We start from the raw sequence: 23,417 nt of genomic DNA on the forward strand, positions 1-23,417 counted from the left end.
TGGGCGCTTGGGCGGCGCGGATCAAGCGGAAGGCGGGAAACGAAAGGTTTCCGGCGGGGTAGGCGTCGTGCGCAGGTTCGGTTTTGGCGAGGTGCTTTTCCGAAGAGCCCCTTCGTCACCCTGAACTTGTTTCAGCGTCCAAGCCTCCACGGGCGATATCGCTGGTGGTGAGTTGGATGCTGAAACAAGTTCAGCATGACGAACTATGATGGAGGCCGATCCCGGGGGTGGCGGGCCGGACCTCAGGCCTGCTCGTCCTCATGCGTGGTCGCGTCGCTCACGCTCTGGTCGTGGCCGCTCTTGTCGCTGAAGAAGGCGGCGGCGAACAGTCCGCAGCCGAGCAGCGTCGAGATGAACACGCCGCCCACCGTCGCCGCGATCGCGGAAGGATAGAGCGCGTCGTAGAGCGAGAGATACCAGAGCGCACCCGCGACCATCAGCACGCCGGCAAGTGCGATCCACACGATCATCCGGCGAAATTCAGCCCAGGCCTTGGTTTGGTCAGTAGCCATTTCGGCAACTCCTTCTCGGAGGCGCATGTGGGCACGCATTTGCGCTGGATCAATTGGTCGAATTGACCACCCGGTTCCAGCGGATCAGGTTGGCCCGCGCATCCTGGACGAAGGCCGAATGGCGGATCCAGGCGAGGAACCTGTCGACGAACCAGCGGCCGGGCTGGCGCAGCGGCCGGCGGAACTGGATGAGCAGCACGACGCGGGTGCCGCTCGTGTCGTTCCAGACCTCATGGTCATAGGTATCGTCGAACACCAGGGTCTCGCCCTCGGACCAGCGGACGACGCGGTCGTCGATCCGCATCCGCGCATCGCCATCGCGCGGCACGACCAGCCCGAGATGGCAGGTGATCAGCCCCTTGGTGACGCCGCGATGCGCCGGAATATGGGTGCCTGGCGCGAGGATCGAGAAGAAAGCGCTGTTCAGCCCCGGGATCGATTCGACCAGCCGGGTGGTTTCTGGGCAGCGATTCAGATTCTCCTCCACGAAATATCCATATCCGTAGAGAAAGAAGCTGCGCCACTTGTTCGCCGGCGCGATCGCGCGGTGATCGGGGGAGATGTGCGCCAAACTCGGCGCCTGGTGCGGATCGAGCGCGGCGGCGATCGCCTCGGCGCGGATCGCCTGCCAGTTCGCGCGCAGCGCCTGGGTCCAGGCGAAGTCGCGCACGTCGAGCACCGGATCGTTCGAGACCAGCGAGAAGCGCGCGATGAACCGGTCGAAGGTGCCGCGCAGATATTTGCCATATTTGATCAGGAAGGGCCGGTCGCGCTCGGCCCGAAGCGGCGAATCGGGCATGACCGCGCCCGACATCACCGTCAGATCGGGAATCATCTCCCGGGCTTCGCCGACTTCCACTTCGCCTGCGTCCCGCCACATTGCGCTGCCCCGCGCGCTCGGCTCGACCTTCACTGCACCTGACCTTGCTGACTGACTCGCTGTTACGCTGCCTCTTCGACTCGCGGGACTTGCCCACAGGCTGTTTTCTAGGCGGGCGATGGGTCCAAAACATGGCCCTGACGCGGCGCATGGGGGCGGGTTCGTAACGTAGCCGTGCCGGCTTTTCATACATCTGGGAGCAAGGTTCGCGCTGGCATGCCCGGCGCTTCGCTCCTAGATGGACAGCTATGCACTCTTTCCTGCGTGCGCCTCTCGCGCTCCTCGCCCTCGCCTCGCTCGCCCCGGTGCTGCCGGCCCAGGCCCAGCAGAATACCAACCCCCCGGGCGTGCCCGACACCAAGACGGTGGGGCGGCCGGTCCAGACCGCCAAGGATCCCTGGCTCTACGAAAAGAGCGACCTGGTCCATGACGATGCCTGGAAGTTCGGGCGGCTTTCCAACGGCGTGCGCTATGCGGTGCGCAAGAACGGCGTGCCGCCGGGGCAGGTCTCGGTCCGCGTCCGCATGGATGTCGGCTCGCTGATGGAGCAGGACAGCGAGCGGGGCTTCGCGCACTTGCTCGAGCATCTCTCGTTCCGCGGCTCGGTGCACGTGCCTGACGGCGAATCGAAGCGCATCTGGCAGCGGCTGGGCGTGACCTTCGGCTCGGACTCGAACGCGAGCACCACCTTCACCGCCACCACCTACAAGCTCGACCTGCCGATGGCGACGCCGGCCGGGCTCGACGAGAGCTTCAAGATCCTGGCCGGCATGATGTCCGGCCCGGAGATCACCCAGCCGATCCTCAATTCGGAGCGCCCGGTGGTGCTGGCCGAGCAGCGCGAGCAGCCGGGCCCGCAGGTGCGCCTGCGCGACGCGATGCTGGACCTGATGTTCGCCGGCCAGCCGCTCGCCCAGCGCGACCCGATCGGCACGGTGGAGACGCTGAACGGCGCCACCCCGGCGAGCGTCCAGGCCTTCCATGACCGCTGGTACCGCCCCGAGCGCGCCACGATCATCGCGATCGGCGATGTCGATCCGGCGCTGCTCGAGCAGATGATCGTCAAGCATTTCTCGGACTGGAAGGGCACCGGCCCGGCCGTGCCGAGTCCCGATTTCGGCAAGCCCGTGGCTGGCAAGCCGGTCTCGGCCAGCATCGTCGAGCCCGCGCTGCCGGTGCTCACCACGATCACGATCGTCCGCCCCTGGACCGTCGATGGCGACACGGTGATCTTCAACCAGAAGCGGATGATCGACCTGGTCGCGATCCGAATCATCAATCGCCGGCTCGAGACCCGGGCCCGCTCGGGCGGCACCTATATCGCCGCCGGCGCGGATCTGAGCGACCTGGCGCGATCGGCCAACATCACCACGGTGCAGGTGCTGCCGGTCGGCGACGACTGGGAAGCCGCGCTGCGCGACGTGCGCGCGGTGATCGCCGATGCCCAGGCGACCGCGCCGACCCAGGCCGAGATCGACCGCGAAGTCGCCGAGATCGCGTCGTCGATGCAGCAGCGGATCAACACCGCGCCGGTCGACGCGGGCGCCAAGCTCGCCGACGACCTGGCCGAGGCGGTCGACATCAACGAGACGGTGACGACCCCCGAATTCTCCTATGCGATCTTCAAGGGCGCGGTGGACGGCAAGATGTTCACCCCCGCCACCGTGCTCGCCTCTTCGAAGACGGTGTTCCAGGGTACCGCGACCCGCGCGATCGTGAACCTGCACGCGCCCGATCCGGCGATCACCACCAAGGTGGCCTCGGCGCTGGAAGCCAATGTCGCCGGTGCCGGCAAGCGCAAGGTGCTGGGCAATGTCAGCTTCGCGGCGCTGCCCAAGCTTGGCCTGCCGGGCAAGGTCGCCAGCCGCGAGCAGATCCTTCCGGGCACCGGCATCGAGAAGCTCGCCTTTGCCAATGGCGTCACGCTGCTGATGCGCCAGGATCCGTCGGAGACCGGCAAGGTCTATGTGAACGTGCGCTTCGGCGGCGGCCTGTCGAGCCTGCCCAACAAGGGCGCGACCCCGGCCTGGGCCGGTGAGCCGGCGCTCGTCGCCAGCGGCGTCGGCAAGTACGGACAGGAGGAGCTCGACTATCTGACGGGCAACCGCCAGATCGGCGCCGACTTCGACATTGACGACGATGCCTTCACCCTGCGCGCGCAGACGACCAAGGACGACCTGTCCGACCAGCTCAAGCTGCTCGCCACCAAGCTGTCCGCGCCGGCCTGGGATCCGAACCCGGTCAACCGCGCCAAGGCGGGCATCCTGTCGGGCTATGCCGGCCTCTCGGCTTCGCCGGACGCGGTGATGAGCCGCGACCTCGAGCGGCTGCTCCACAATGGCGATCCGCGCTGGGGCGTGCCGTCCAAGGCAGTGATCGAGGCGACCACCCCGGCCAGCTTCCGCAAGTTCTGGGAGCCGCTGCTGGCGACCGGCCCGATCGAAGTCGAGGTGTTCGGCGACATGGATGCCGAGGCGACGGTGAAGGCCGTGGCCGCCACCTTCGGCGCGCTCAAGCCGCGCGTCGCCAGCATGGCGCCGCCGGTGCCGTTCGAGTTCCCCGCGCATGTCGCCACCCCGGTGACGCTGACCCATACCGGCCAGCCCAACCAGGCGGCGGCGGTGATCGCCTGGCCGACCGGCGGCGGCACCGCCAATGGCGGCATCACCGAGAGCCGCAAGCTCGAGGTGCTCGCCGCGATCTTCCGCGACCGGCTGCTCGACCAGCTGCGCAGCCAGGCGGGCGTCAGCTACTCGCCGCAGGTGGCGAGCCAGTGGCCGCTCGGCCTGTCGACCGGCGGCAAGATCATGGCGCTCGGCATGGTGCCGCCGGACAAGGTCGACTTCTTCTTCGAGCTGTCGCGCAAGATCGCGGCCGATCTCGTCGCGAAGCCGGTCGATGCCGACGAGCTCAACCGCGCGCTGACGCCGCTCAAGCAGCAGATCCTGCGCATGTCGTCGGGCAACATGTTCTGGATGCGCCTGGTCGAGGGCGGCACCTATGACCCGGCGCGCATCGCCGCGGTCGAGACGCTGGCCCAGGACTATTCGCGGGTGAGCCCGGCCGATGTGCAGGGCCTGGCGATGAAGTATCTCCGCCCGGACAAGGACTGGACGGTGAAGGTGGTGCCGGAGACGAAGTAAGGCTTCGGCGGCCCGACTGAAATGCGAAAGGCCGGGGTGGAAGCCCCGGCCTTTTTCGTTTCGCCGTCCCGGTTTCCTATCGTCATCCCGGCGAAAGCCGGGATCTCAGGCGAAGGCGCGGGGGAAAGAGCCGCACGAGATCCCGGCTTTCGCCGGGATGACGCGTGCGGCGATCAATCCTTCTTCGGATCTTCCATCGGCGGGGTGTTCGTGCGGTAGAGCGCGTCGAGGCGGTCGCCATAGACCGCCTTCAGGATGTGGCGGCGGATCTTGAGCGAGGGGGTCAGCTGCTCGTTCTCGATCGTGAAGGGCTCGTCGGCGACGATGAACTTGCGGACGCGCTCGATCACCGACAGGTCCTTGTTGACCCGCTCCACCGCCGCGCCGAGCGCCGCCTTGTAGTCGGGATCGTGCGACAGCTCCTTGAAGTCGCACTTGGTGGCGGTGTGGGCGCACCATTCGGCGGTCCATTCGGGATCGGGGACGATCACCGCGGACATATAGGGCTTCTTGTCGCCGGCGATCATCGCCTGGACGATCTCGGGCTGCAGCGTCAGCATGCCCTCGACCTTCTGGGGCGCGACATTGTCGCCCTTGTCGTTGACGATGATGTCCTTCTTGCGATCGGTGATCTTGATGCGGCCCTTCTCGTCGATATGGCCGATGTCGCCGGTATAGAGCCAGCCGTCCTTGAGGACGCGCCTGGTCTCTTCCTCGTTGCGCCAATAGCCGTGCATCACGAGCTCGCCGCGCACCAGGATCTCGCCGTCATCGGCGATGCGCACCTCGACATCGGGCAAGGGCGGGCCGACCGTGTCCATCTTGAGCCCGGCCTTGGGCCGGTTGCACGAGATCACCGGCGCGGCCTCGGTCTGGCCATAGCCCTGGAGGAAGGTGATGCCGAGGCTCTGGAAGAAGATGCCGACTTCCGGATTGAGCGGCGCGCCGCCCGAGACCATCGCCTTGATCCGCCCGCCGAACTTCCTGGCGAGCTTGGGCTTGAGCGTGGCGCCGAGCAGCAGGTTCATCGGCAGGTCGCGGAGCCCCGAATTGCCCGCCGCCTTGCGTCCGCCGATCGCCACCGCCTTGTCGAGCAGGAAATTGGCGAAATTGCCCTGCTTCTCGACCTGCTTGACGATGCGGGTGCGCAGCACCTCGAACAGGCGGGGGACGACGACCATCAGCGTCGGGCGCACTTCCTCGATGTTCGAGGCGAGCTTCTCCAGCCCTTCGGAATAATAGATCTGCGCGCCGAGCCCGATCGGGAAGAACTGGCCGCCGGTATGCTCATAGGCGTGGCTGAGCGGCAGGAAGCTGAGGAACACTTCGTCCTCCCAGCCGAAATCCTCGGAGATGATCGTGCAGCAGCCCTCGACGTTGCACAGGATCGCGCCGTGGTGCTGCATCACGCCGCGCGGGGAGCCGCCGGTGCCGCTGGTGTAGATGATGCAGGCCAGGTCCTCGCGCCCCCAGTTGCACGAGACGCCGCGCGGATCGGTGTCGTGCTTCGCGATCAACGCGCGCCAGTCATGGAATTCCAGGCTGCTCTGCTGCCCGACGCGCAGGTCTTCCAGCCCGATGATCATCCGGGCGGTGGACGCGCGGATCGCCGCCGGCAGCAGCGTCTTGGCCAGCTTGCCGTTCGAGACGATGATCGCGCAGGCGCCCGAGTTCTCGATGATGTGCTGGTGGTCGCGCTCGGTGTTGGTCGTGTAGGTCGGCACCGTCACGCAGCCCGCGGCCATGATCGCCAGGTCGCTGATGCAGAATTCCGGGCGGTTCTCCGAGACGAGCATCACCCGGTCGCCGCGCTTCAGGCCGAGCGCGGTGAGCGCCGCCGACAGGCTTGCCACCTGCCGCGCGGCTTCCGCCCAGCTGGTCGGCTGCCATTTCCCGCCCGCCTTGTGCCAGAGGAAGGGCGCGTCGCCCTTTTCCCGCGCGCGCGCGAAGAACATCTGGACCAGGTTCTCAAACCGTTCGAGCCTACGCATTCCCTCTCCCCATACGGGCACCCCTTTCCGGGGCGTCCCGCCTTATTCCGACGGCCGGTTCGGCTGCGCGCCCACGCGGGTGATAACGGTCGTGTGGCCCTGTTGGTCCATCACGACGCCCTCGCTGCGCGGATCGGCGCCGCCGGTCCAGCGGCCCTTCACCCGCTCGACCGCATTCATCTTGAGCCCGAGCGGGCCCGATTGCACCTTCTCGCCCAACGCCTGCAGCGCCGGGACCATCGCGTCAAGCTGGGTGCCCTTCTCGGCAGTCGCCATCATGCCCGGCGCATAGAGCAGGCCGAGGCCGATCGCGTCCTGGGCCGAAAGCTTCCAGTCGACCACGCCGATGATGCCCTTCGCTACCTGGGCGATGATCGTCGAGCCGCCGGCCGCGCCGATCGCGAGGCGGACCTTGCCATCCGGGCCATAGACGATCGTCGGCGCCATCGAGCTGCGCGGGCGCTTGCCGCCCTCGACCCGGTTGGCGACGAGATAGCCGTCCTTCTCGGGCACGATGTCGAAATCGGTCAGCTCGTTGTTCAGCATCGTGCCGTCGACCGACAGGCCCGAGCCGAACGGGCTCTCGATCGTGGTTGTCACCTGGGTGACATTGCCGGCCTTGTCGACGATGGAGAGCGAGGTGGTGCCGTGCACTTCCATGCTCTGCGCCTTGATCCGCTTCGGCGCGCCCACGGGCTTGCCGGCCTCGACCACGGCCATGCTTTTGTCGGGCGAGATCAGCGCCGAGCGGCCGGCGAGATACTTGCGGTTGAGCAGGCCGGCCAGCGGCACCTGCACATAGTCCGGATCGCCGACATACATGTCGCGGTCGGCATAGGCGAGGCGCGAGCTCTCGGCGAACAGGTGCCAGGCGACGGGATTGTCCTTGCCGAGCTTCGCCATGTCGAAGCGCTCGAGCTGGGCGAGGATCATCAGCACGGTGACGCCGCCCGAGGAGGGCGGGCCCATCGAGCAGATCTTGTAGGCGCGGTAGGTGCCGCAGAGCACGGGGCGGTCCTTGGCGGCATAGGCGGCGAGGTCGCCGGTCGTCATCTTCGACGGGTTGCGCGCGGCGTTGTTGACGGTGGCGACCAGCTTCTCGGCCTGGGGGCCGACATAGAAGCTGTCGGGGCCGAGCTTCGCGACGCGCTCGAGCAGCGCGGCCTGTTGCGGGTTGGTGACGCGGGTGCCGGTGGCGATCGGCTTGCCGTCGGCGCCGTAATAGATGGCGCGGGTGCCGACATCGACATGCGGGGCATAGCTGCGCAGGGCGTTGTTGAGGCGGGGCGAGACGTCGAAGCCGTCGCGGGCGAGCCGGATCGCGGGCTGGAACAGCCGGGCCCAGGGCAGCCTGCCGCCGCGGGCATGCGCCAGCGCCATGGCGCGCAGCGTGCCGGGCACGCCGACGCTGCGCCCGCCGGGGACCGCGGCGCGGTGGTCGAGCGGCTGGCCGTCCGGGCCGTAGAACCAGCGATTGTCCGCCGCCATGGGGGCTGCCTCGCGCCCGTCGATCGTGCGGATCTTGCCGGTCTTCACATTGTACTGGAGGAAGAAGGCGCCGCCGCCGATGCCGGCGCTCTGCGGCTCCACCACGTTGAGCGCGAGCATCGTCGCGATCGCCGCGTCGGTGGCGCTGCCGCCCGCGTTGAGGATCTCGGTGCCGGCGGCCGCCGCGCGGGGGTCCGCCGCACTCACCACACCCTGGGCCGAAGCCGCGACGGGCGCGGCAAGGAACGCGAACAGCAGGATCAGCTTCTTCATGGCCCTAGCCGTAGCGGGCTTTGACCGAGGCGCAAAGACGCTACGGCCAGGGGCAAACGATCGGATGGTTGCGTGGGGGTATAACCGGGCGCAATCTCTCCGGGTATCGCGGTCAACAGGAGGGTTCGCATGACCACCGCCTCGACATTCGCATCTCCCTCGCTCCTGCGCGCACTCGCCAAGCGCTGGTGGCTGTTCACCCTGCGCGGCGCGGCGGGCATCGCCTTCGGCTTCCTCGCGCTGCTGTGGCCGGGGGTGGCGCTGCTCACCCTGGCGATCGTCTGGGGCGCCTATGCGCTGACCGACGGCGCGTTCGCGCTCGCCGCCGCGATGTCGGGCATGCGCAGCGGCGACACGCCGCGCTGGTGGCTGGTGCTGACCGGCCTGGCGGGCATTGCCGCCGGCCTGCTCACCTTCATCTGGCCGGGGGTTACCGTGCAGGTCCTCCTCCTGCTCATCGCTGCCTGGGCGCTGGTCACCGGCGTGATGGAAGTCGCCGGCGCGATCGCGCTGCGCAAGGAGATCGAGGGCGAGATCTTCCTGATCCTCGCCGGCCTCGCCTCGATCGCCTTCGGCATCGCGTTGCTGGCCTGGCCGGTCGCGGGCGCGATCAGCCTGGTATGGCTGATCGCCTGGGTGTCGATCTTCGCCGGCGCGACCTATGTCGCGCTGTCGCTGCGGCTGAAGAAGCTGGCCGGCTAGGCCAGCGCCTTCGCGATCGCCCGGGCCAGGCCGGGGCCCTTGTAGACCAGCGCTGAATAGACCTGGACGAGCGTCGCCCCCGCATCGACGCGGCGCTTGGCCTCGTCCGGGCTGTCGATCCCGCCCGCCGAGATCAGCGGCAGCGCGCCGCCGGCGATCTCCCGTGCCTCGACCAGCTTGGCGCGGGAGAGCTCGGTGAGCGGCTTGCCCGACAGGCCGCCCGCTTCCCCGCCATGGGCCGAGCGAAGCGGCGGGCGCGAGATGGTGGTGTTCGAGACGATCAGCGCATCGATATGATTGTCGACCGCCGCCTGGATCGCACCCTCCAGCCCGGCGCGGTCGAGATCGGGCGCGACCTTGAGGAAGATCGGCGTCTTGCCGCGCGCGGCATGGCTGGCGGCGAGCAGCTCGTCGAGCGCCGGGCGGCTCTGCAGGTCGCGCAGGCCCGGCGTGTTGGGCGAGCTGACATTGATCGTGATGTAATCGGCGAGCGCCGCTGCCTTGCCGACGCCGAGCGCATAGTCGGCGACGCGGTCGTCGCTGTCCTTGTTGGCGCCGACATTGATGCCGAGCAGCCCCTTGCGCGGGCCGAGCTTCGCAATGCGCGCGAGCGCCGCGTCGATCCCGCCATTGTTGAAGCCCATGCGGTTGATCACCGCTTCGTCCTCGACCAGCCGGAACAGCCGCGGCCTGGGATTGCCCGGCTGGGGGCGGGGGGTGAGGGTGCCGACTTCGACCGCGCCGAAGCCCAGCGCGAACAGCCCCGGAATCGCCTCGGCATCCTTGTCGAGCCCGGCCGCGAGCCCGATTCGGTTCGGAAAGGTCAATCCTCCCAATTGGATGGGCGATTGCACCATTTCGGATGAAAAAGGCGTGCCGAGCGATCCCCAGAGCGCGAGGGCGCGGATCGCGGCGCGGTGCGCCTTCTCGGCATCGAGCGCGAACAGCGCGGAGCGGAAGCCATAGGTCATGGGCATGGCCTTCGCATCGGATTTTCCCTCCGTAAAGCTGCGTATGTCGATTCCTTCCAATACGCTGGCCGAGGGGCGGGCTAGAGGAGAACTGCGACCCGAGGGGTTTCCGCTCAATGGGGGAACCCTTTCCTTTTGGCCCGGTTGGCTTCGGCTAACCGGGCCACTTTTCTATTTGGCGACCACGCGGTATATTTGGCCCACAAAAGAGGGAATCCGAGGAGGGGAAAACTCGGATGAACAGGGCATAACATGCGGGGCGCAACCAGGATGAAACCGGCCCATCCGGCCGCTGAGAATGACCGCGATCCGCGGCCTCAGATCGAATTCCGCAAGGCGGAGGGCGCGCTGCTCCCGCACGTGGAATCCTACTATCTCTATCGCCATGACGGCGCGGATCTGGAAGGGATCGAACGCGTCGATCTCGGCCAGCTCCGCTTCGTCATCAAGGGGAGCGGCACGGTCCACTTCCCCGACGGGCATAGCGAGAGCACCAAGAAGGTGATGATCAACGGCCCGGGCACGGCCGCCGCCTCCTATCGCATGCAGGGGCCGTTCCACTGCTTCGGCGTGTCGCTGCGCGCGATCGGCTGGAAGGCGCTGATCGGCCTGCCGGCCTACAAGGTCGCCGACCATATCGTCGATGGCGAGAAGCTCTTCTGCGAGCAGGCGGGGCTGCTCTGGCACCGTCTCCACAAGATGGAGACGCTCGACGAGATGATCGATGCGATCGAACCGCTGCTCAAGATGCGCCAGCATGAAGTGAAGCCGGTGCCGGCGGCGCATCTCGTCTTCCTGCGCGCGGTGCGCGAATGGGCGGCGACCAAGGATCCGACGATCGACGATCTCTATGCGCGGATCCGCAAGAGCTCGAACATCGGCGAGCGCCAGGTCCAGCGGCTGTGCAAGGACTATTTCGCCGGCAGCCCGGCGCACCTGAAGCGCAAGTTTCGCGCGATCGGCGCGGCGATGCGCATCTATCAGGGCGCGAGCGTGGACGAAGTGGTCGAGCCCTTCTCGGACCAGTCGCACATGATCAACGAGATCCGGCAGTTCACGGGGCACACGCCGACGTCGCTGCGCGCGGCTATCGATCCGATACTGGCGGTGACGCTCGACAACGAAACCTTCCATTTCCTGCCGGATGTGATCCCCGAATCGGTTGACCTTCGCCGCCGCTGAGCCCATTTGGCCAATCGGAACATATTTGTCCGATTGAACCCGGAGCGCGGTTGCGCGAAGGGGCGGCAAGGGAATTCAAGTGCGCCTGTCGAGCCTCGCTGACTATGCGGTCGTGATGATGTCCGCCGCGGCGCGCCATTGCGGCGCGACGTGCCGGCTCAACGCGACCCTGCTCGCCGAGGATACCGGGCTGCCGCTTCCCACCGTGCAGAAGCTGGTGAGCAAGCTCTCTGGCGCGGGCCTGATCGAGAGCGCGCGCGGCACCGGTGGCGGCTTCCGCCTGGCGCGCCCGGCCGCCGCGATCACCCTGGCCGACATCGTCGAGGCCGTCGAAGGCCCGATCGCGCTGACCAGCTGCGTTGATGCCGGCAAGCAGGATTGCTGCGTGCAGGACAGCTGCAAGGTGAAGCCGCACTGGAATGTCGTGAACGGTGCTGTAAAGGGCGCGCTCGCGGGCATTTCCCTCGCCCAGATTTCCAGCGTCCCGGCCGAGGCCGTGGCGCACACTCCGGCAGACTCGATCCGGACCCCGGCGCTGGCCGGGGAGCAGGTGTAAGCATGGCTACGAAGAACGCGGAAGCACTGGCGGCCGCCAACAAGAAGTATGAATGGGGCTTCGCCTCGGACGTCGAACAGGAGTTCGCGCCCAAGGGGCTGAGCGAGGACACCGTCCGCTACATCTCGGGCAAGAAGGGCGAGCCCGAGTGGATGCTCGACTGGCGGCTCAAGGCGTTCCGCATCTGGCAGGAGATGACCCTGCCGGAATGGGCGAAGCTGCAGATCCCGCACATCGACTACCAGGATGCGTATTATTACGCGGAGCCGAAGCAGAAGAAGACGATCAACAGCCTCGACGATCTCGATCCCGAGATCCGGCGGACCTATGAGAAGCTCGGCATTCCGATCGAGGAGCAGAAGGTGCTCGCCGGCGTGGAAGGCGCGCGCAAGATCGCGGTCGACGCGGTGTTCGACAGCGTCTCGGTCGCCACCACCTTCCGCAAGGAGCTCGAGGAAGCGGGCGTGATCTTCCGCTCGATCAGCGAGGCGATCCGCGAATATCCCGAGCTGGTGAAGAAGTGGCTCGGCAAGGTCGTGCCGGTGCGCGACAATTTCTTCTCGGCGCTCAACGCCGCGGTCTTCTCCGACGGCACCTTCGTCTACATCCCGGAGGGCGTGCGCTGCCCGATGGAGCTGAGCACCTATTTCCGCATCAATGCCGAGAATACCGGCCAGTTCGAGCGCACGCTGATCGTCGCCGACAAGGGCGCCTATGTCTCGTATCTCGAGGGCTGCACCGCCCCGATGCGCGACGAGAACCAGCTCCACGCCGCCGTGGTCGAGCTGGTCGCGCTCGACGATGCCGAGATCAAGTACAGCACTGTGCAGAACTGGTATCCGGGCGACGAGAACGGCGTCGGCGGCATCTTCAATTTCGTCACCAAGCGCGCGCTGTGCGAGGGCAAGAACTCGAAGGTGAGCTGGACCCAGGTCGAGACCGGCAGCGCGATCACCTGGAAATATCCGAGCTGCGTGCTCAAGGGTGACGGCTCGGTCGGCGAATTCTACTCGGTCGCAGTCACCAATGGCCGCCAGCAGGCCGATACCGGCACCAAGATGCTGCACATCGGCAAGAACACCCGCTCGACGATCGTGTCGAAGGGCATCTCGGCCGGCCGCTCGGACAACACCTATCGCGGCAAGGTGCTGGTCAATGCCGGCGCCGAGAATGTCCGCAACTTCACCCAGTGCGACAGCCTGCTGCTCGGCGACCAGTGCGGCGCGCATACGGTGCCGTATATCGAAGTGAAGAACCCGACCGCGCAGATCGAGCATGAGGCGACCACCTCGAAGATCAGCGAGGACCAGATGTTCTACGCGATGCAGCGCGGGCTGGATCAAGAAGCCGCGGTGGCGCTGATCGTCAACGGCTTCGCCAAGGAAGTGCTCCAGCAGCTGCCGATGGAATTCGCCGTCGAGGCGCAGAAGCTGCTGGGAATCAGCCTGGAGGGCAGCGTCGGGTGATGTCCGCTATGCCGTGGCTGGTGTTCATGTTGTTTGGCGCAGGCATCATGGCCTGGTCGCTGAAGACTGAACGCGCCTGGCATTGGGGGGCGCTCATTACCAAGGCAGACAACCCGTTCGGCTATTACCAGTTTCTGCTGGGTGCCGGGCTCCCGGTCGCCATCATTCTGATAGCCCTGCTGTTCGGATGGCTTTCATGATCCTCGCCGCTGCCCTTCTTCTCCTCGCCCAGGACGTGCCCGCCACCCAGGCGGTCGGCGCGCCGGTGGAGGACGAGGCGCAGATCGTCGTGCGCGCCACGTTCGGCCGCACCACGATGCTGTTCGACAAGGGGGCGGACGGCAAGTTGCGCAATTGCCGGGTGATGGTTTCCAGCGGCAGCCAGCGGCGCGACACCACGGCGTGCCAGGCGACGCCGGTCTGCTATGCGAAGACCGCCGACGAAGTGACCGATTGCCGCGAGCTGAGCGTGCTCGAGCAGGCCGCGATCGCCGCGCCGGCGCCTGCTGCCGCGACGACCACCAGCGCCCCCGGCAAGCAACTGTTCGAGCTGCCCAAGCTCGTCCAGCCCAAGGTCGCGTTCCCGACCAACGGGATTGGCCCTGTCGCCAATGGCGAGGAGACCCGCGAGACCGAACGCCAGCGCGTGAAGCCGATCTCGCCGCCGACCAATCCCGCGTCCGACGGCCCGGTGGTGCGCTTTACCACCGGCAACAGCCAGCAGCGCGACGACACCGACAAGTCGGAGCGTCGGCCATGATCGCGGCTTTGCTCCTCCTCTTCGTCGCGCAGGACGTGCCGGAATCGCCAGAGAACGAGATCGTCGTGGTCGGCAAGCGGCTCGAGGGCATCTCGGTCAATGTCATGCGCGAGGCCGACGGCAAGTTCGGCTGCAGCCTCAGCCAGTCGAGCGGTAGCGCTTCGGTCGATGGCCAGCTGTGCAAGGCGGCGGCGAAGTGCGCCAGGCAGGGCGCGCTCAGCCAGGACGCGATGCGTATCTGCATTGAGGCGCGCAAGCCGGCGATCCTCGAGGATTTCGGCCGCCGCGTCCGCGCGGGGAAGCGCGGATGATGGCGCTCGCCCTTCTCCTCACCGCCCAGGACGCCACGCTCGTGCAGGATGCGCGGGCGGACGAGATCACCGTGATCGGCCGCAAGCTCAAGGACTGGCGCGGCCATGCCGATTTCAAGAAGGGCAGGGCAAGCTGCCGCACCCGCAAGTCGACCGGCGATGCCGCGATCGACCGGATCGGCTGCGAGTCCACCGTGCAGTGCTTCACTGCGATGCAGCCGCGCTTCGATGCCAGCCAGGACAAGGCGCTCGTTGCCGACGAGCGCAAGCGCCGGCTCGACGCGCTCAACCAGGAACTCGGCCAATGCTTCGCGGACAAGCGCGAAGCGATGATTGCGGCGCTCGCCGACGCGCGCGCCACCCAAGGGAACTGACGCAAGACATGTTGAAGATCACCGACCTCCGCGCCGAAATCGACGGCAAGGAAATCCTCAAGGGGCTCAGCCTCGAAGTGAACGCGGGCGAAGTCCATGCGATCATGGGCCCGAACGGCGCGGGCAAGTCGACGCTCGGCTATACGCTGGGCGGCCGCCCGGGCTATGAGCCGACCGGCGGCAGCGCGATCTTCGAGGGACAGGACCTGCTCGAGCTGGCGCCGCACGAGCGCGCTGCCGCCGGCCTGTTCCTCGGCTTCCAGTATCCGGTCGAGATCCCCGGCATCTCCAACCTGCAGTTCGTTCGCGAGGCGCTCAACAGCCAGCGCCGCGCGCGGGGCGAGGCACCGCTCTCGGGCGGCGAGTTCCTCAAGCTGGCCCGTGCTCAGGCCGACGCGCTCGGCATGGACGTCGAGATGCTCAAGCGCCCGGTCAATGTCGGCTTCTCGGGCGGCGAGAAGAAGCGCAACGAGATGGTCCAGATGGGCATCATCAGCCCCAAGCTGGCGATCCTCGACGAGACCGATTCGGGCCTCGACATCGACGCGCTGCGTGCGGTGGGCGAGGGGATCAACCGGATCATGCGCGCGCCCGACAAGGCGGTGCTGCTGATCACCCATTACCAGCGGCTGCTCGACTATGTGCAGCCCGACTTCGTCCACATCCTCGCCGATGGCCGCATCGTCCGCTCGGGCGGGCCGGAGCTCGCGCTCGAGCTGGAGCGCGAAGGCTATGGGATCCTGGCGGCGTGAACACGCTGCTCGAACTCCCCACGCCGCGCCAGGAGGAATGGCGCTGGGCCGACATGGGCGCGCTCAAGGCGGCGGCCGCGACGCCGCAGCATGCGACCGGCGTCGATCCGGCCGGCCTGTTCCTCGACATCGAGGGGCCGCGCCTGTTGTTCGTCGATGGTCGCTTCGAGCCCGCGCATTCGCAGCCCGGCCCGGTGCAGGTGACGCAGCAGCTGGCGACGACCGACCATCCGCTTGGCAGCCTCACCGATGGCGAGGGCTGGTCGCTGCATCTCGGTCCCGAGCATGCCGCGCTCACTGTGCAGATCGTCCATATCGGCACGGGCGGCGAGAGCCATGTGCCCGCCCGCCTGATGCTCGGCGCCGACGCGGTGGCGAGCGTGGTCGAGACCTATGCGGGGTCGGGCTGGGCCAACCGGTTGACCACCCTGTGCCTGGAGACCGGCGCGCGGCTGATGCGCTCGGTGCGGCTGCTGCAGTCCGACGGCTTCGTCTCGCTGCGCGAGGAAGCCGAAGTGGGCGAGGCGGCGAGCCTGGTCTCGGTGTTCCTCGGCGCCGGCGGCATGGGCAGCCGGATCGACGGTTCGCTGCTGGTCAACGGCAAGGGCGGGTTCGCCGAGATGGGCGGCGCGCTGCTTACCTCGGGTTCGCAGAAGCAGGAAGCCGCGGTGGTGGTGCGCCACGACGCGCTCGAAGGCACGTCGCGCCAGCTGTGGCGCGCGGTGGCGGCGGACAAGTCGGCCGCCAGCCTGGCTGCCCGGGTCGAAGTGGCGCGCGGTGCGCAGCAGACCGATGGCGAGCAGTCGCTGCGCGGCCTGCTGCTCCAGCGCTCGGCGACGGTGAACCTCAAGCCCGAGCTCGAGATCTTCGCCGACGACGTGAAGTGCGCCCACGGCGCGACGGTCGGCGAGCTCGACAAGATGGCGCTCTTCTACCTGCAGAGCCGCGGCATCGATCATGCCCGCGCCCAGGCGCTGCTCACCCGCGCCTTTGTCGGCGATGCGATCGCCCGGATCGGCGAGGAGGCGGTGCGCGAAGCCTTTGCCGCCGATGCGGACCGCTGGCTGGACACAGCGCTATGACCGTGACTGCCGACACCCGCCCGCTCGACGTGCTCGCCGATTTCCCGGCGATCCCGGCCGGCTGGCATTATCTCGATACCGCCGCGACCTCGCAGAAGCCCAAGCCGGTGCTCGACGCGATCAATCGCGCATATGGCGAGACCTATGCCACCGTGCATCGCGGCGTCTACCAGCGCTCCGCGGACATGACGCTGGCCTATGAGGCGGCGCGCAAGCGGGTGGCGAAGTTCCTGGGTGGAGCCGAGAACGAAGTCGTGTTCGTGCGCGGCGCGACCGAGGGGATCAACCTCGTCGCGCAGTGCTGGGCCGGCACCCAGTTGAAGGCTGGCGACCGCATCCTGCTTTCCGCGCTCGAGCATCATTCGAACATCGTGCCCTGGCAGATGGTCGCCGAGCGCATCGGCGCCGAGATCGACGTGGTGCCGCTCACCGCCGACCAGCGGATCGACCTCGACGCGATGGAAGCCATGCTCACCGAGCGCCACAAGCTGGTCGCACTCGCCCATGTCTCGAACGTGCTCGGCTCGGTGCTCGACGCCAAGCGCGCGACCGAACTGGCGCACAGGGTCGGCGCCAAGGTGCTGCTCGACGGCTGCCAGGCCGTGCCGCGCATGCCCGTCGACGTGGCCGAGATCGGCTGCGACTTCTATGTGATGTCGGGCCACAAGCTCTACGGGCCGACCGGTATCGGCGTGCTCTGGGGGCGCTACGCGCTGCTCGACGCGATGCCGCCCTATCAGGGGGGCGGCTCGATGATCGACCGGGTCACCTTCGCGAAGACGACCTATGCCCCGCCGCCCGGACGGTTCGAGGCGGGGACGCCGCATATCGTCGGCGTGGTCGGGCTGCATGCGGCGATCGATTACGTGGATAGCATCGGGCTGGAGCGCATCCATGCGCACGAGACGGCGCTGGTGACGCAGGCGCGCGAGGCGCTGTCGCAGCTCAATTCGGTCAAGCTGTTCGGCCCGGCCGACAGCGCCGGTATCGTCAGTTTCGCGGTGGAGGGGGTGCACCCGCACGACGTCGCTACCATATTGGATGAAGCCAATGTCGCGATCCGCGCCGGGCATCACTGCGCCCAGCCGCTGATGGACTTGCTCGGCGTGCCGGCCACGGCGCGGGCGAGCTTCGGAGTGTACAACGGCGCGGACGACATCGCCGCGCTGGTTGCTGGAATAGAACGGGTCACAAGGATCTTCGGATGAACGAAGAGCGTAAGATTGAAGTCGAGCAGGTGGACGCAGTCGCGCCGCCGCCCAAGGCGCGCGTGGACGATGCGGTTGAGGACGTGAGCGAGACGTTCGAGCGCAAGCGCGATTATCTCGCCGGTTTCCTCTCGCAGAAGCCGCAGGCGCTGTCGGGCACCGAGCCGGGCGGCGCGCTGTACGAAGCGGTGATCGACGCGCTCAAGGAGATCTATGATCCCGAGATCCCGGTGAACATCTATGATCTCGGCCTGATCTACGGCGTCGACATCACCAGTGACGGCCATGCCGCGGTGACGATGACGTTGACCACGCCGCATTGCCCGGTGGCGGAATCGATGCCCGGCGAAGTCGAGCTGCGCGTCGGTTCGGTCGCGGGGATCGGCCACGCCGAAGTCAATCTCGTCTGGGATCCGCCATGGGATCCGCAGAAGATGAGCGACGAGGCCAAGCTCGAACTGGGGATGCTGTGATGACCACCGCCACCCGTACCCGCCCTGCCGCGCTGATCCTGACGCCGGCCGCCGAGCAGCGTATCGCCGACCTGATGGCCAAGGCGCCGGAGGGCACGGTGGGCGTCAAGCTGTCGACTCCGCGGCGCGGCTGCTCGGGGCTGGCCTATTCGGTCGACTATGTCAGCGAGGCCAAGCCGTTCGACGAGAAGATCGAGACGCCCGGCGGCATTTTCTATGTCGATAGCGGCTCGATCCTCTACCTGATCGGCTCGACGATGGACTGGCAGGAAGACGACTTCACCGCCGGCTTCGTGTTCCAGAACCCGAATGCCAAGGGCAGCTGCGGCTGCGGCGAGAGCTTTACCGTTTAAGCCTTTCTCGATTCCCCGGCGAAAGCCGGGTAGCAGTTGCCTCCCCTACGCCGTGATCCGCTGGCGCATGCTGGTGGCCATCTCGGCATAAACCCGCGCTTCGTCGTCGATCCCCAGCGTCTCGTAGAGCATTGCGAGATTGCCTGCGGCGAGATGGCTGCCGCAGCCTTCCACCGACCCATCCAGATCCGGCTGCTCGCCGATCTCGAGGCAACGCTTCCACGACATCTCGGCGATCGGCAGCAGCTCGCTCATCGCAGTTGCCGGATTGCGGCTCGCCCAGTCGAGATAGAGGTCGGCGACAGCGAAATAGAAGTCGGGCGAACGCTGCCAGTTGCGATGCTCCAGGTCGGCGAATGCCAGCGCTTCCTCGAACCGTTCGGCGCGCTTGAGCGCCTGCAGCGCGCCGACGACGGTGCCGTGGTGCCATGCATTGCCCGCAGCGCCGGTGCGGTGGGCGGTGAGCAGCGCATCGGCGGCCTCGCCTGGCTTGCCGCGCACCAGATGCTCGCGGCCGAGCTGGTACCAGAGATAGGAATCCCCGGGGGTCTCGGCGAGCTGAGCGACCAGCAGCGCTTCGTTGCGCCCGGCCTTGCGGGCGAGCTGCGCCTCGTCGAATCCGTCATGCCTCAACGACAGCGACAGCGGCACCAGCGGTAGCGAAGAGGCCGGCTGCTCATGGATGCGCCCTTCATAGCGCACCCCGCGCGGCAGCACGCGCGGCACCAGCCTGCGCACTCCCGGGCCTTCAGCCGGATCCTGGTTGATCATGTGTGCGCAGCCGAGAAAGCGCTGTGCCGCGATGAAGGCGGGCGGCAGCGTCTCGGGCCCGAGCGCGTCGGCATCGCCCTCGATCCACTGGTCGGCATCGAGGATCAGGTTCCAGTCGGCATCCGAAAGGTCGAGCGCGGCATTGCGGGCGGCGGCGAAATCGTCGCACCAGGTGAAGTGGTGCACCGTGGCGCCGCAGCGCTCGGCGATCGCGACCGTGTCGTCGGTCGATCCGGTATCGACCACGATCATCGTGTCGACATGGTCGCGGGCGCTTTCCAGGCAGCGCGCCAGGCACCTTTCCTCGTCTCGCACGATCATCACGAGCGCCAATCGGGGCATGTACGCGCATCCTTCACTGCTGGCCGGGAATCATTATAGGACGCGGCGAAGCCGATGCGCGCCAGGCGGCGCGTCGCAAGGTTCATGCGGAGAGACCAGATGCCCTATCCCCAGCCCTATGTCGCCGATCCCGCGCGCTATGACGGGCGCATGCCCTATCGCCGCTGCGGCCGTTCCGGTCTCGACCTGCCGGCGATCAGCCTGGGCCTCTGGCAGAATTTCGGCGGCACCGACGTGTTTGAGACCGGCCGCGCGATGCTGCGCCGCGCGTTCGACCGGGGCGTGACCCACTTCGATCTCGCGAACAATTACGGCCCGCCCTATGGCTCGGCCGAGGAGAATTTCGGCCGCGTCATGGTGACCGACTTCGCCAGCCATCGCGACGAACTGATCGTCTCGACCAAGGCGGGCTGGGACATGTGGCCCGGGCCCTATGGCGATGTCGGCGGTTCGAAGAAGTATCTGATCGCCTCGTGCGACCAGAGCCTGAAGCGGATGGGGCTCGACTATGTCGACATCTTCTACTCGCACCGCGTCGATCCCAAGACGCCGCTCGAGGAGACGATGGGCGCGCTCGCCCAGATCCACCGCCAGGGAAAGGCGCTGTATGTCGGCATCTCCAGCTATTCGCCCGAGCTGACCCGCCAGGCGGCGGCGATCCTTGCCGAATACAAGGTGCCGCTGCTGATCCATCAGCCGAGCTATTCGATGCTCAACCGCTGGGTCGAAGGCGAGCTGCTCGACACGCTGGGCGAGCTCGGCACCGGCTGCATCGCCTTCTCGCCGCTGGCGCAGGGCATGCTGAGCAACAAATACCTCAACGGCGTGCCCGAGGATGCGCGTGCCTCAAAGGGCGGCTCGCTCAACCAGCGGCTGCTGTCGGACGACAATATCGCCCGCATTCGTGCCCTCCACGCCATCGCCCAGAAGCGTGGCCAGACGCTGGCGCAGATGGCGATCGCCTGGGTGCTGCGCGATGCACGCGTCACCTCCGCGCTGATCGGCGCACGCACGGTGGAGCAGCTCGACAACTCGCTGGACGCGGTCAACAATCTCGATTTCAGCGCGGATGAACTGGCTGAGATCGATCAGCATGCAACCGATGGCAGCCTCGATCTTTGGAAGATCTCGTCGAGCATCGAGGAAACCCCCGGCCAATGAGCGTCGCCTTCCGCCGCGAGAGCGACGAGGAACATAAGGAACCGAAGTTCGAGCTGCCGCTGCCGCCGGGACCCAATATGGTCACGGCGCGCGGGCTGGCGCTGATCGAGGCGAAGGTCGCCGAGCTGGAGGCCGCGGTTGCGGCGGGCGGCGAGGAAGAGGCGCTCGAGGGCCTGAAGCGCGAGCTGCGCTACTGGAACACCCGCCGAACCACTGCCCAGATCGCGCCCGAGCCTGAGGAAGGCGTGGTCGGCATCGGCTCGCGCGTGCGGATCCGCATGACCGGCAAGGAGCGGGTGATCGATATTGTCGGGCATGACGAGGCGGATCCCTCGGCGGACCGGCTCTCCTTCCAGGCCCCGCTCGCCAAGGCGCTGATCGGTGCCGAGGAAGGCGAGAAGGTCGATTTCGCGGGCAAGCCCCAGGCAATCGAGATTGTCGAGATCGAAACGATTCCGGACTGAGCCCAAGCCGGTCTAGGGTGCGGGCATGACTCGCCTGCTCCTCGCCGCCGCGCTGCTCGCCTCCACCGCCGCCCATGCCCAGACCGATGCCGCTCGCTGGAGGGCGACCGCGTCGCGGGTGAAGATCACCCGTGACGACTGGGGCGTCGCGCATATCCACGGCAGGAGCGACGCCGATGCGGTGTTCGGGATGATCTATGCCCAGGCCGAGGACGACTTCAACCGGATCGAGACCAATTATCTGGTCAGCCTGGGGCGTCTGGCGGAAGCGGAGGGCGAGGGCGCGATCTGGCAGGATCTGCGCCAACGGCTGTTCGTCGACCCCGAGGTGCTGAAAGCGGACTATGCGAAGAGCCCGGAATGGCTGCGCACGCTGATGCAGGCCTGGGCGGACGGGCTGAACTATTATCTCGCCACCCACCCTGAGGTGAAGCCGCGGGTGCTCACCCGGTTCGAGCCGTGGATGGCGCTGAGCTTCTCCGAAGGCAGCATCGGCGGCGATATCGAGCGGGTGCCACTCAGCCAGATCGAGGCGTTCTACGGCAGGCAGAAGCTGGCGATGACCGATGCCGAGAAGGGTCTGCTCTACAAGGAGCCCAAGGGCTCGAACGGCTTCGCGATCGCGCCGAGCCACACGAAGAACGGCCATGCGCTGCTGCTGATCAACCCGCACACCAGCTTCTTCTTTCGATCGGAGCAGCAGGTGACGAGCGGCGAGGGGCTCAATGCCTATGGCGCGGCAACCTGGGGGCAGTTCTTCATCTACCAGGGTTTCAACCCGCACGCCGGCTGGATGCACACCTCGAGCGGCGTCGACAATGTCGACGAGTTCGCGGAGACGGTTGATCGGGGTGGTTGGGAGAAGGAGCTCTTCTATCTCTATGGTGGCGAGAAGCGGCGGATAACGCTCAAGCCGATCACCATCGCCTATCGGACGGCGGACGGGGAGCGGGGGCGGCGCAGCTTCACCACCTATTCGACGCATCACGGCCCGATCGTCCGCGAAACGGCGGACGGCAAGTGGATTGCCGTCTCATTGATGAACAAGCCGGTCGAGGCGCTGCAGCAGAGCTTCCTGCGCACCAAGGCCGGCGACTATGCGAGCTTCCTGAAGATTGCCGGGCTCAAGGCCAACAGCTCGAACAACACCTTGTTCGCCGATTCGAAGGGCGAGATCGCGTTCCTGATGCCGCAGTTCATGCCGGTGCGCGACAATCGCTTCGATTATCGCAAGCCGGTCGATGGCAGCGATCCGGCGACCGACTGGCGGGGGCTGCACAGCCTTGCCAGCCTGCCGCAGGTGGTGAACCCGCGAAACGGCTGGGCCTTCAACACGAACAACTGGCCCTGGACCGCGGCCGGTGCCGACAGTCCGAAGGCGACGGACTATCCGCGCTATTTCGACCAGGCGGGCGAGAATCCGCGCGGCGCGCATGCGCTGCGGGTGCTGAACGCGCGCAGGGATTTCACGCCGGAGACGCTGCGCCAAGCGGCTTATGACAGCTTCCTGCCCGCCTTCGACCGGCTGCTGCCGGGACTGATATCGGCCTGGGAGAAGCTGCCCGAGGGGGATGCCCGCAAGGCCAGGCTTGCCGAGCCGGTGGCGCTGTTGAAGGGCTGGGACCGCCGCTGGAATGCTGACTCGACCGCGACGTCGCTCGCGGTGTTCTGGGGGGAGGCGCTATGGGTTCCCTCGGCGACGCCGGCCAAGGAGGCAGGCCTGTCGGTATGGGACTGGATGGCCGAGCGCGCGACCGACGCGCAGCGGATCGACGCGCTGGCCTCGGCGGTCGATCGCCTCACCCAGGATTTCGGCAGCTGGCAGGTGCCCTGGGGCGAGATCAACCGCTTCCAGCGCAACGACGGCGCGATCGCCCAGCAGTTCGACGATGCGAAGCCGAGCATCCAGGTGCCCTTCACCTCGGCGCAATGGGGCTCGCTCGCCTCGTTCGGCGCCAAGCGCTGGCCGGGGACGAAGCGCTATTACGGCACGCTCGGCAACAGCTTCGTCGCGGCGGTGGAGTTCGGGCCGAAGGTGCGCGCCTGGGCGGTGACCGCCGGCGGCGAGAGCGGGCACCCTGAGTCTAAGCACTTCAAGGACCAGGCCGAACGCTATGCGGCGGGCGCCCTGCGGCCGGTGTACTTCTACCCCGAGGATCTGAAGGGGCATGTCGAGCGGGTGTATCGGCCGGGGGAATAGAG

The 23,417-nt window shown here is 67.1% G+C and carries 23 protein-coding genes; 17 read left to right on the top strand and 6 right to left on the bottom strand.

Annotated features, from left to right (window positions below):
* Positions 1–242: 242 nt before the first annotated feature.
* Both O3305_RS19010 and O3305_RS19015 read right to left on the bottom strand, forming a co-directional pair.
* Complete coding sequence (locus tag O3305_RS19010; RefSeq protein ID WP_269573923.1) at positions 243–512, bottom strand: hypothetical protein; 270 nt, start codon at positions 510–512, stop codon at positions 243–245.
* 49 nt (positions 513–561) lie between these two features.
* Positions 562–1,392: an aspartyl/asparaginyl beta-hydroxylase domain-containing protein gene (locus tag O3305_RS19015; protein WP_269573924.1), complete on the bottom strand. Its 831-nt coding sequence runs from the start codon at positions 1,390–1,392 to the stop codon at positions 562–564.
* A 248-nt stretch (positions 1,393–1,640) separates the two neighbouring features.
* On the opposite strand from O3305_RS19015, the gene O3305_RS19020 reads away from it, so the two are divergent.
* Positions 1,641–4,535: a M16 family metallopeptidase gene (locus O3305_RS19020; protein ID WP_269573925.1), complete on the top strand. Its 2,895-nt coding sequence runs from the start codon at positions 1,641–1,643 to the stop codon at positions 4,533–4,535.
* 173 nt (positions 4,536–4,708) lie between these two features.
* On the opposite strand, the gene O3305_RS19025 is transcribed toward O3305_RS19020, so the two are convergent.
* Complete coding sequence (locus O3305_RS19025; protein WP_269573926.1) at positions 4,709–6,526, bottom strand: AMP-dependent synthetase/ligase; 1,818 nt, start codon at positions 6,524–6,526, stop codon at positions 4,709–4,711.
* A gap of 42 nt (positions 6,527–6,568) precedes the next feature.
* A complete protein-coding gene (gene ggt, locus O3305_RS19030) occupies positions 6,569–8,287 on the bottom strand; it encodes a gamma-glutamyltransferase (RefSeq protein ID WP_269573927.1) in 1,719 nt (572 codons plus the stop codon).
* A 129-nt stretch (positions 8,288–8,416) separates the two neighbouring features.
* On the opposite strand from ggt, the gene O3305_RS19035 reads away from it, so the two are divergent.
* Positions 8,417–8,989: an HdeD family acid-resistance protein gene (locus O3305_RS19035; protein ID WP_269573928.1), complete on the top strand. Its 573-nt coding sequence runs from the start codon at positions 8,417–8,419 to the stop codon at positions 8,987–8,989.
* On the opposite strand, the gene O3305_RS19040 is transcribed toward O3305_RS19035, so the two are convergent.
* Complete coding sequence (locus tag O3305_RS19040; RefSeq protein WP_269573929.1) at positions 8,986–9,960, bottom strand: quinone-dependent dihydroorotate dehydrogenase; 975 nt, start codon at positions 9,958–9,960, stop codon at positions 8,986–8,988. The two genes, O3305_RS19035 and O3305_RS19040, sit on opposite strands and share 4 nt — an antisense overlap.
* A gap of 270 nt (positions 9,961–10,230) precedes the next feature.
* Between O3305_RS19040 and O3305_RS19045 the strand changes: the two genes are divergently transcribed.
* The 12 genes from O3305_RS19045 to O3305_RS19100 all read left to right on the top strand — a co-directional run bounded on the left by O3305_RS19045 (position 10,231) and on the right by O3305_RS19100 (position 18,477).
* Entirely contained in the window at positions 10,231–11,142 is a 912-nt protein-coding gene (locus O3305_RS19045) for a helix-turn-helix domain-containing protein (protein WP_269573930.1), read from the top strand.
* A gap of 79 nt (positions 11,143–11,221) precedes the next feature.
* On the top strand, positions 11,222–11,698 hold the full coding sequence (locus O3305_RS19050) for an SUF system Fe-S cluster assembly regulator (protein ID WP_269573931.1): 477 nt from the start codon (positions 11,222–11,224) through the stop codon (positions 11,696–11,698).
* A 2-nt stretch (positions 11,699–11,700) separates the two neighbouring features.
* A complete protein-coding gene (sufB, locus tag O3305_RS19055) occupies positions 11,701–13,164 on the top strand; it encodes a Fe-S cluster assembly protein SufB (protein ID WP_269573932.1) in 1,464 nt (487 codons plus the stop codon).
* On the top strand, positions 13,164–13,364 hold the full coding sequence (locus O3305_RS19060; protein ID WP_269573933.1) for a hypothetical protein: 201 nt from the start codon (positions 13,164–13,166) through the stop codon (positions 13,362–13,364). Before sufB ends, O3305_RS19060 begins: the two co-directional genes overlap by 1 nt.
* Complete coding sequence (locus O3305_RS19065; protein ID WP_269573934.1) at positions 13,352–13,924, top strand: hypothetical protein; 573 nt, start codon at positions 13,352–13,354, stop codon at positions 13,922–13,924. Before O3305_RS19060 ends, O3305_RS19065 begins: the two co-directional genes overlap by 13 nt.
* Positions 13,921–14,235 (top strand): hypothetical protein, encoded by a 315-nt coding sequence (locus tag O3305_RS19070; protein WP_269573935.1) that lies wholly within the window; start codon positions 13,921–13,923, stop codon positions 14,233–14,235. The genes O3305_RS19065 and O3305_RS19070 overlap by 4 nt, the downstream gene beginning before the upstream one ends.
* Positions 14,235–14,609, top strand: coding sequence for a hypothetical protein (locus tag O3305_RS19075; protein ID WP_269573936.1), 375 nt, complete (start codon positions 14,235–14,237; stop codon positions 14,607–14,609). The genes O3305_RS19070 and O3305_RS19075 overlap by 1 nt, the downstream gene beginning before the upstream one ends.
* Positions 14,610–14,617: 8 nt before the next feature.
* Positions 14,618–15,361, top strand: a complete 744-nt coding sequence (sufC, locus tag O3305_RS19080; RefSeq protein ID WP_269573937.1) for a Fe-S cluster assembly ATPase SufC — start codon at positions 14,618–14,620, stop codon at positions 15,359–15,361.
* Positions 15,358–16,443, top strand: coding sequence for a SufD family Fe-S cluster assembly protein (locus O3305_RS19085; RefSeq protein ID WP_269573938.1), 1,086 nt, complete (start codon positions 15,358–15,360; stop codon positions 16,441–16,443). The genes sufC and O3305_RS19085 overlap by 4 nt, the downstream gene beginning before the upstream one ends.
* Positions 16,440–17,651 (top strand): cysteine desulfurase, encoded by a 1,212-nt coding sequence (locus O3305_RS19090; RefSeq protein ID WP_269573939.1) that lies wholly within the window; start codon positions 16,440–16,442, stop codon positions 17,649–17,651. Before O3305_RS19085 ends, O3305_RS19090 begins: the two co-directional genes overlap by 4 nt.
* Positions 17,648–18,124 carry an SUF system Fe-S cluster assembly protein gene (locus O3305_RS19095; protein WP_184161165.1) on the top strand — a complete coding sequence of 159 codons (477 nt, stop codon included), beginning with the start codon at positions 17,648–17,650 and terminating at the stop codon, positions 18,122–18,124. The genes O3305_RS19090 and O3305_RS19095 overlap by 4 nt, the downstream gene beginning before the upstream one ends.
* The gene (locus O3305_RS19100; RefSeq protein WP_184161162.1) at positions 18,124–18,477 is read left to right on the top strand and encodes a HesB/IscA family protein; all 354 of its coding nucleotides are present in this window, start codon (positions 18,124–18,126) and stop codon (positions 18,475–18,477) included. The genes O3305_RS19095 and O3305_RS19100 overlap by 1 nt, the downstream gene beginning before the upstream one ends.
* Before the next feature lie 45 nt (positions 18,478–18,522).
* Here O3305_RS19100 and O3305_RS19105 read toward each other — a convergent pair whose 3' ends face one another.
* A complete protein-coding gene (locus tag O3305_RS19105; RefSeq protein ID WP_269573940.1) occupies positions 18,523–19,590 on the bottom strand; it encodes a glycosyltransferase family 2 protein in 1,068 nt (355 codons plus the stop codon).
* Positions 19,591–19,689: 99 nt separating this feature from the next.
* Here O3305_RS19105 and mgrA point away from each other — a divergent pair, with 99 nt between their 5' ends.
* From mgrA to O3305_RS19120, 3 genes are read left to right on the top strand one after another with little or no spacing between them, the layout of a single operon-like run.
* Positions 19,690–20,751, top strand: coding sequence for an L-glyceraldehyde 3-phosphate reductase (mgrA, locus tag O3305_RS19110; protein WP_269573941.1), 1,062 nt, complete (start codon positions 19,690–19,692; stop codon positions 20,749–20,751).
* Positions 20,748–21,215 carry a GreA/GreB family elongation factor gene (locus O3305_RS19115; protein ID WP_269573942.1) on the top strand — a complete coding sequence of 156 codons (468 nt, stop codon included), beginning with the start codon at positions 20,748–20,750 and terminating at the stop codon, positions 21,213–21,215. Before mgrA ends, O3305_RS19115 begins: the two co-directional genes overlap by 4 nt.
* A 25-nt stretch (positions 21,216–21,240) precedes the next feature.
* Positions 21,241–23,415, top strand: coding sequence for a penicillin acylase family protein (locus tag O3305_RS19120; protein ID WP_269573943.1), 2,175 nt, complete (start codon positions 21,241–21,243; stop codon positions 23,413–23,415).
* Positions 23,416–23,417 lie beyond the last annotated feature (2 nt).

Source organism: Sphingomonas sp. NIBR02145, assembly GCF_027359115.1.
Classification (GTDB): domain Bacteria; phylum Pseudomonadota; class Alphaproteobacteria; order Sphingomonadales; family Sphingomonadaceae; genus Sphingomonas; species Sphingomonas kyeonggiensis_A.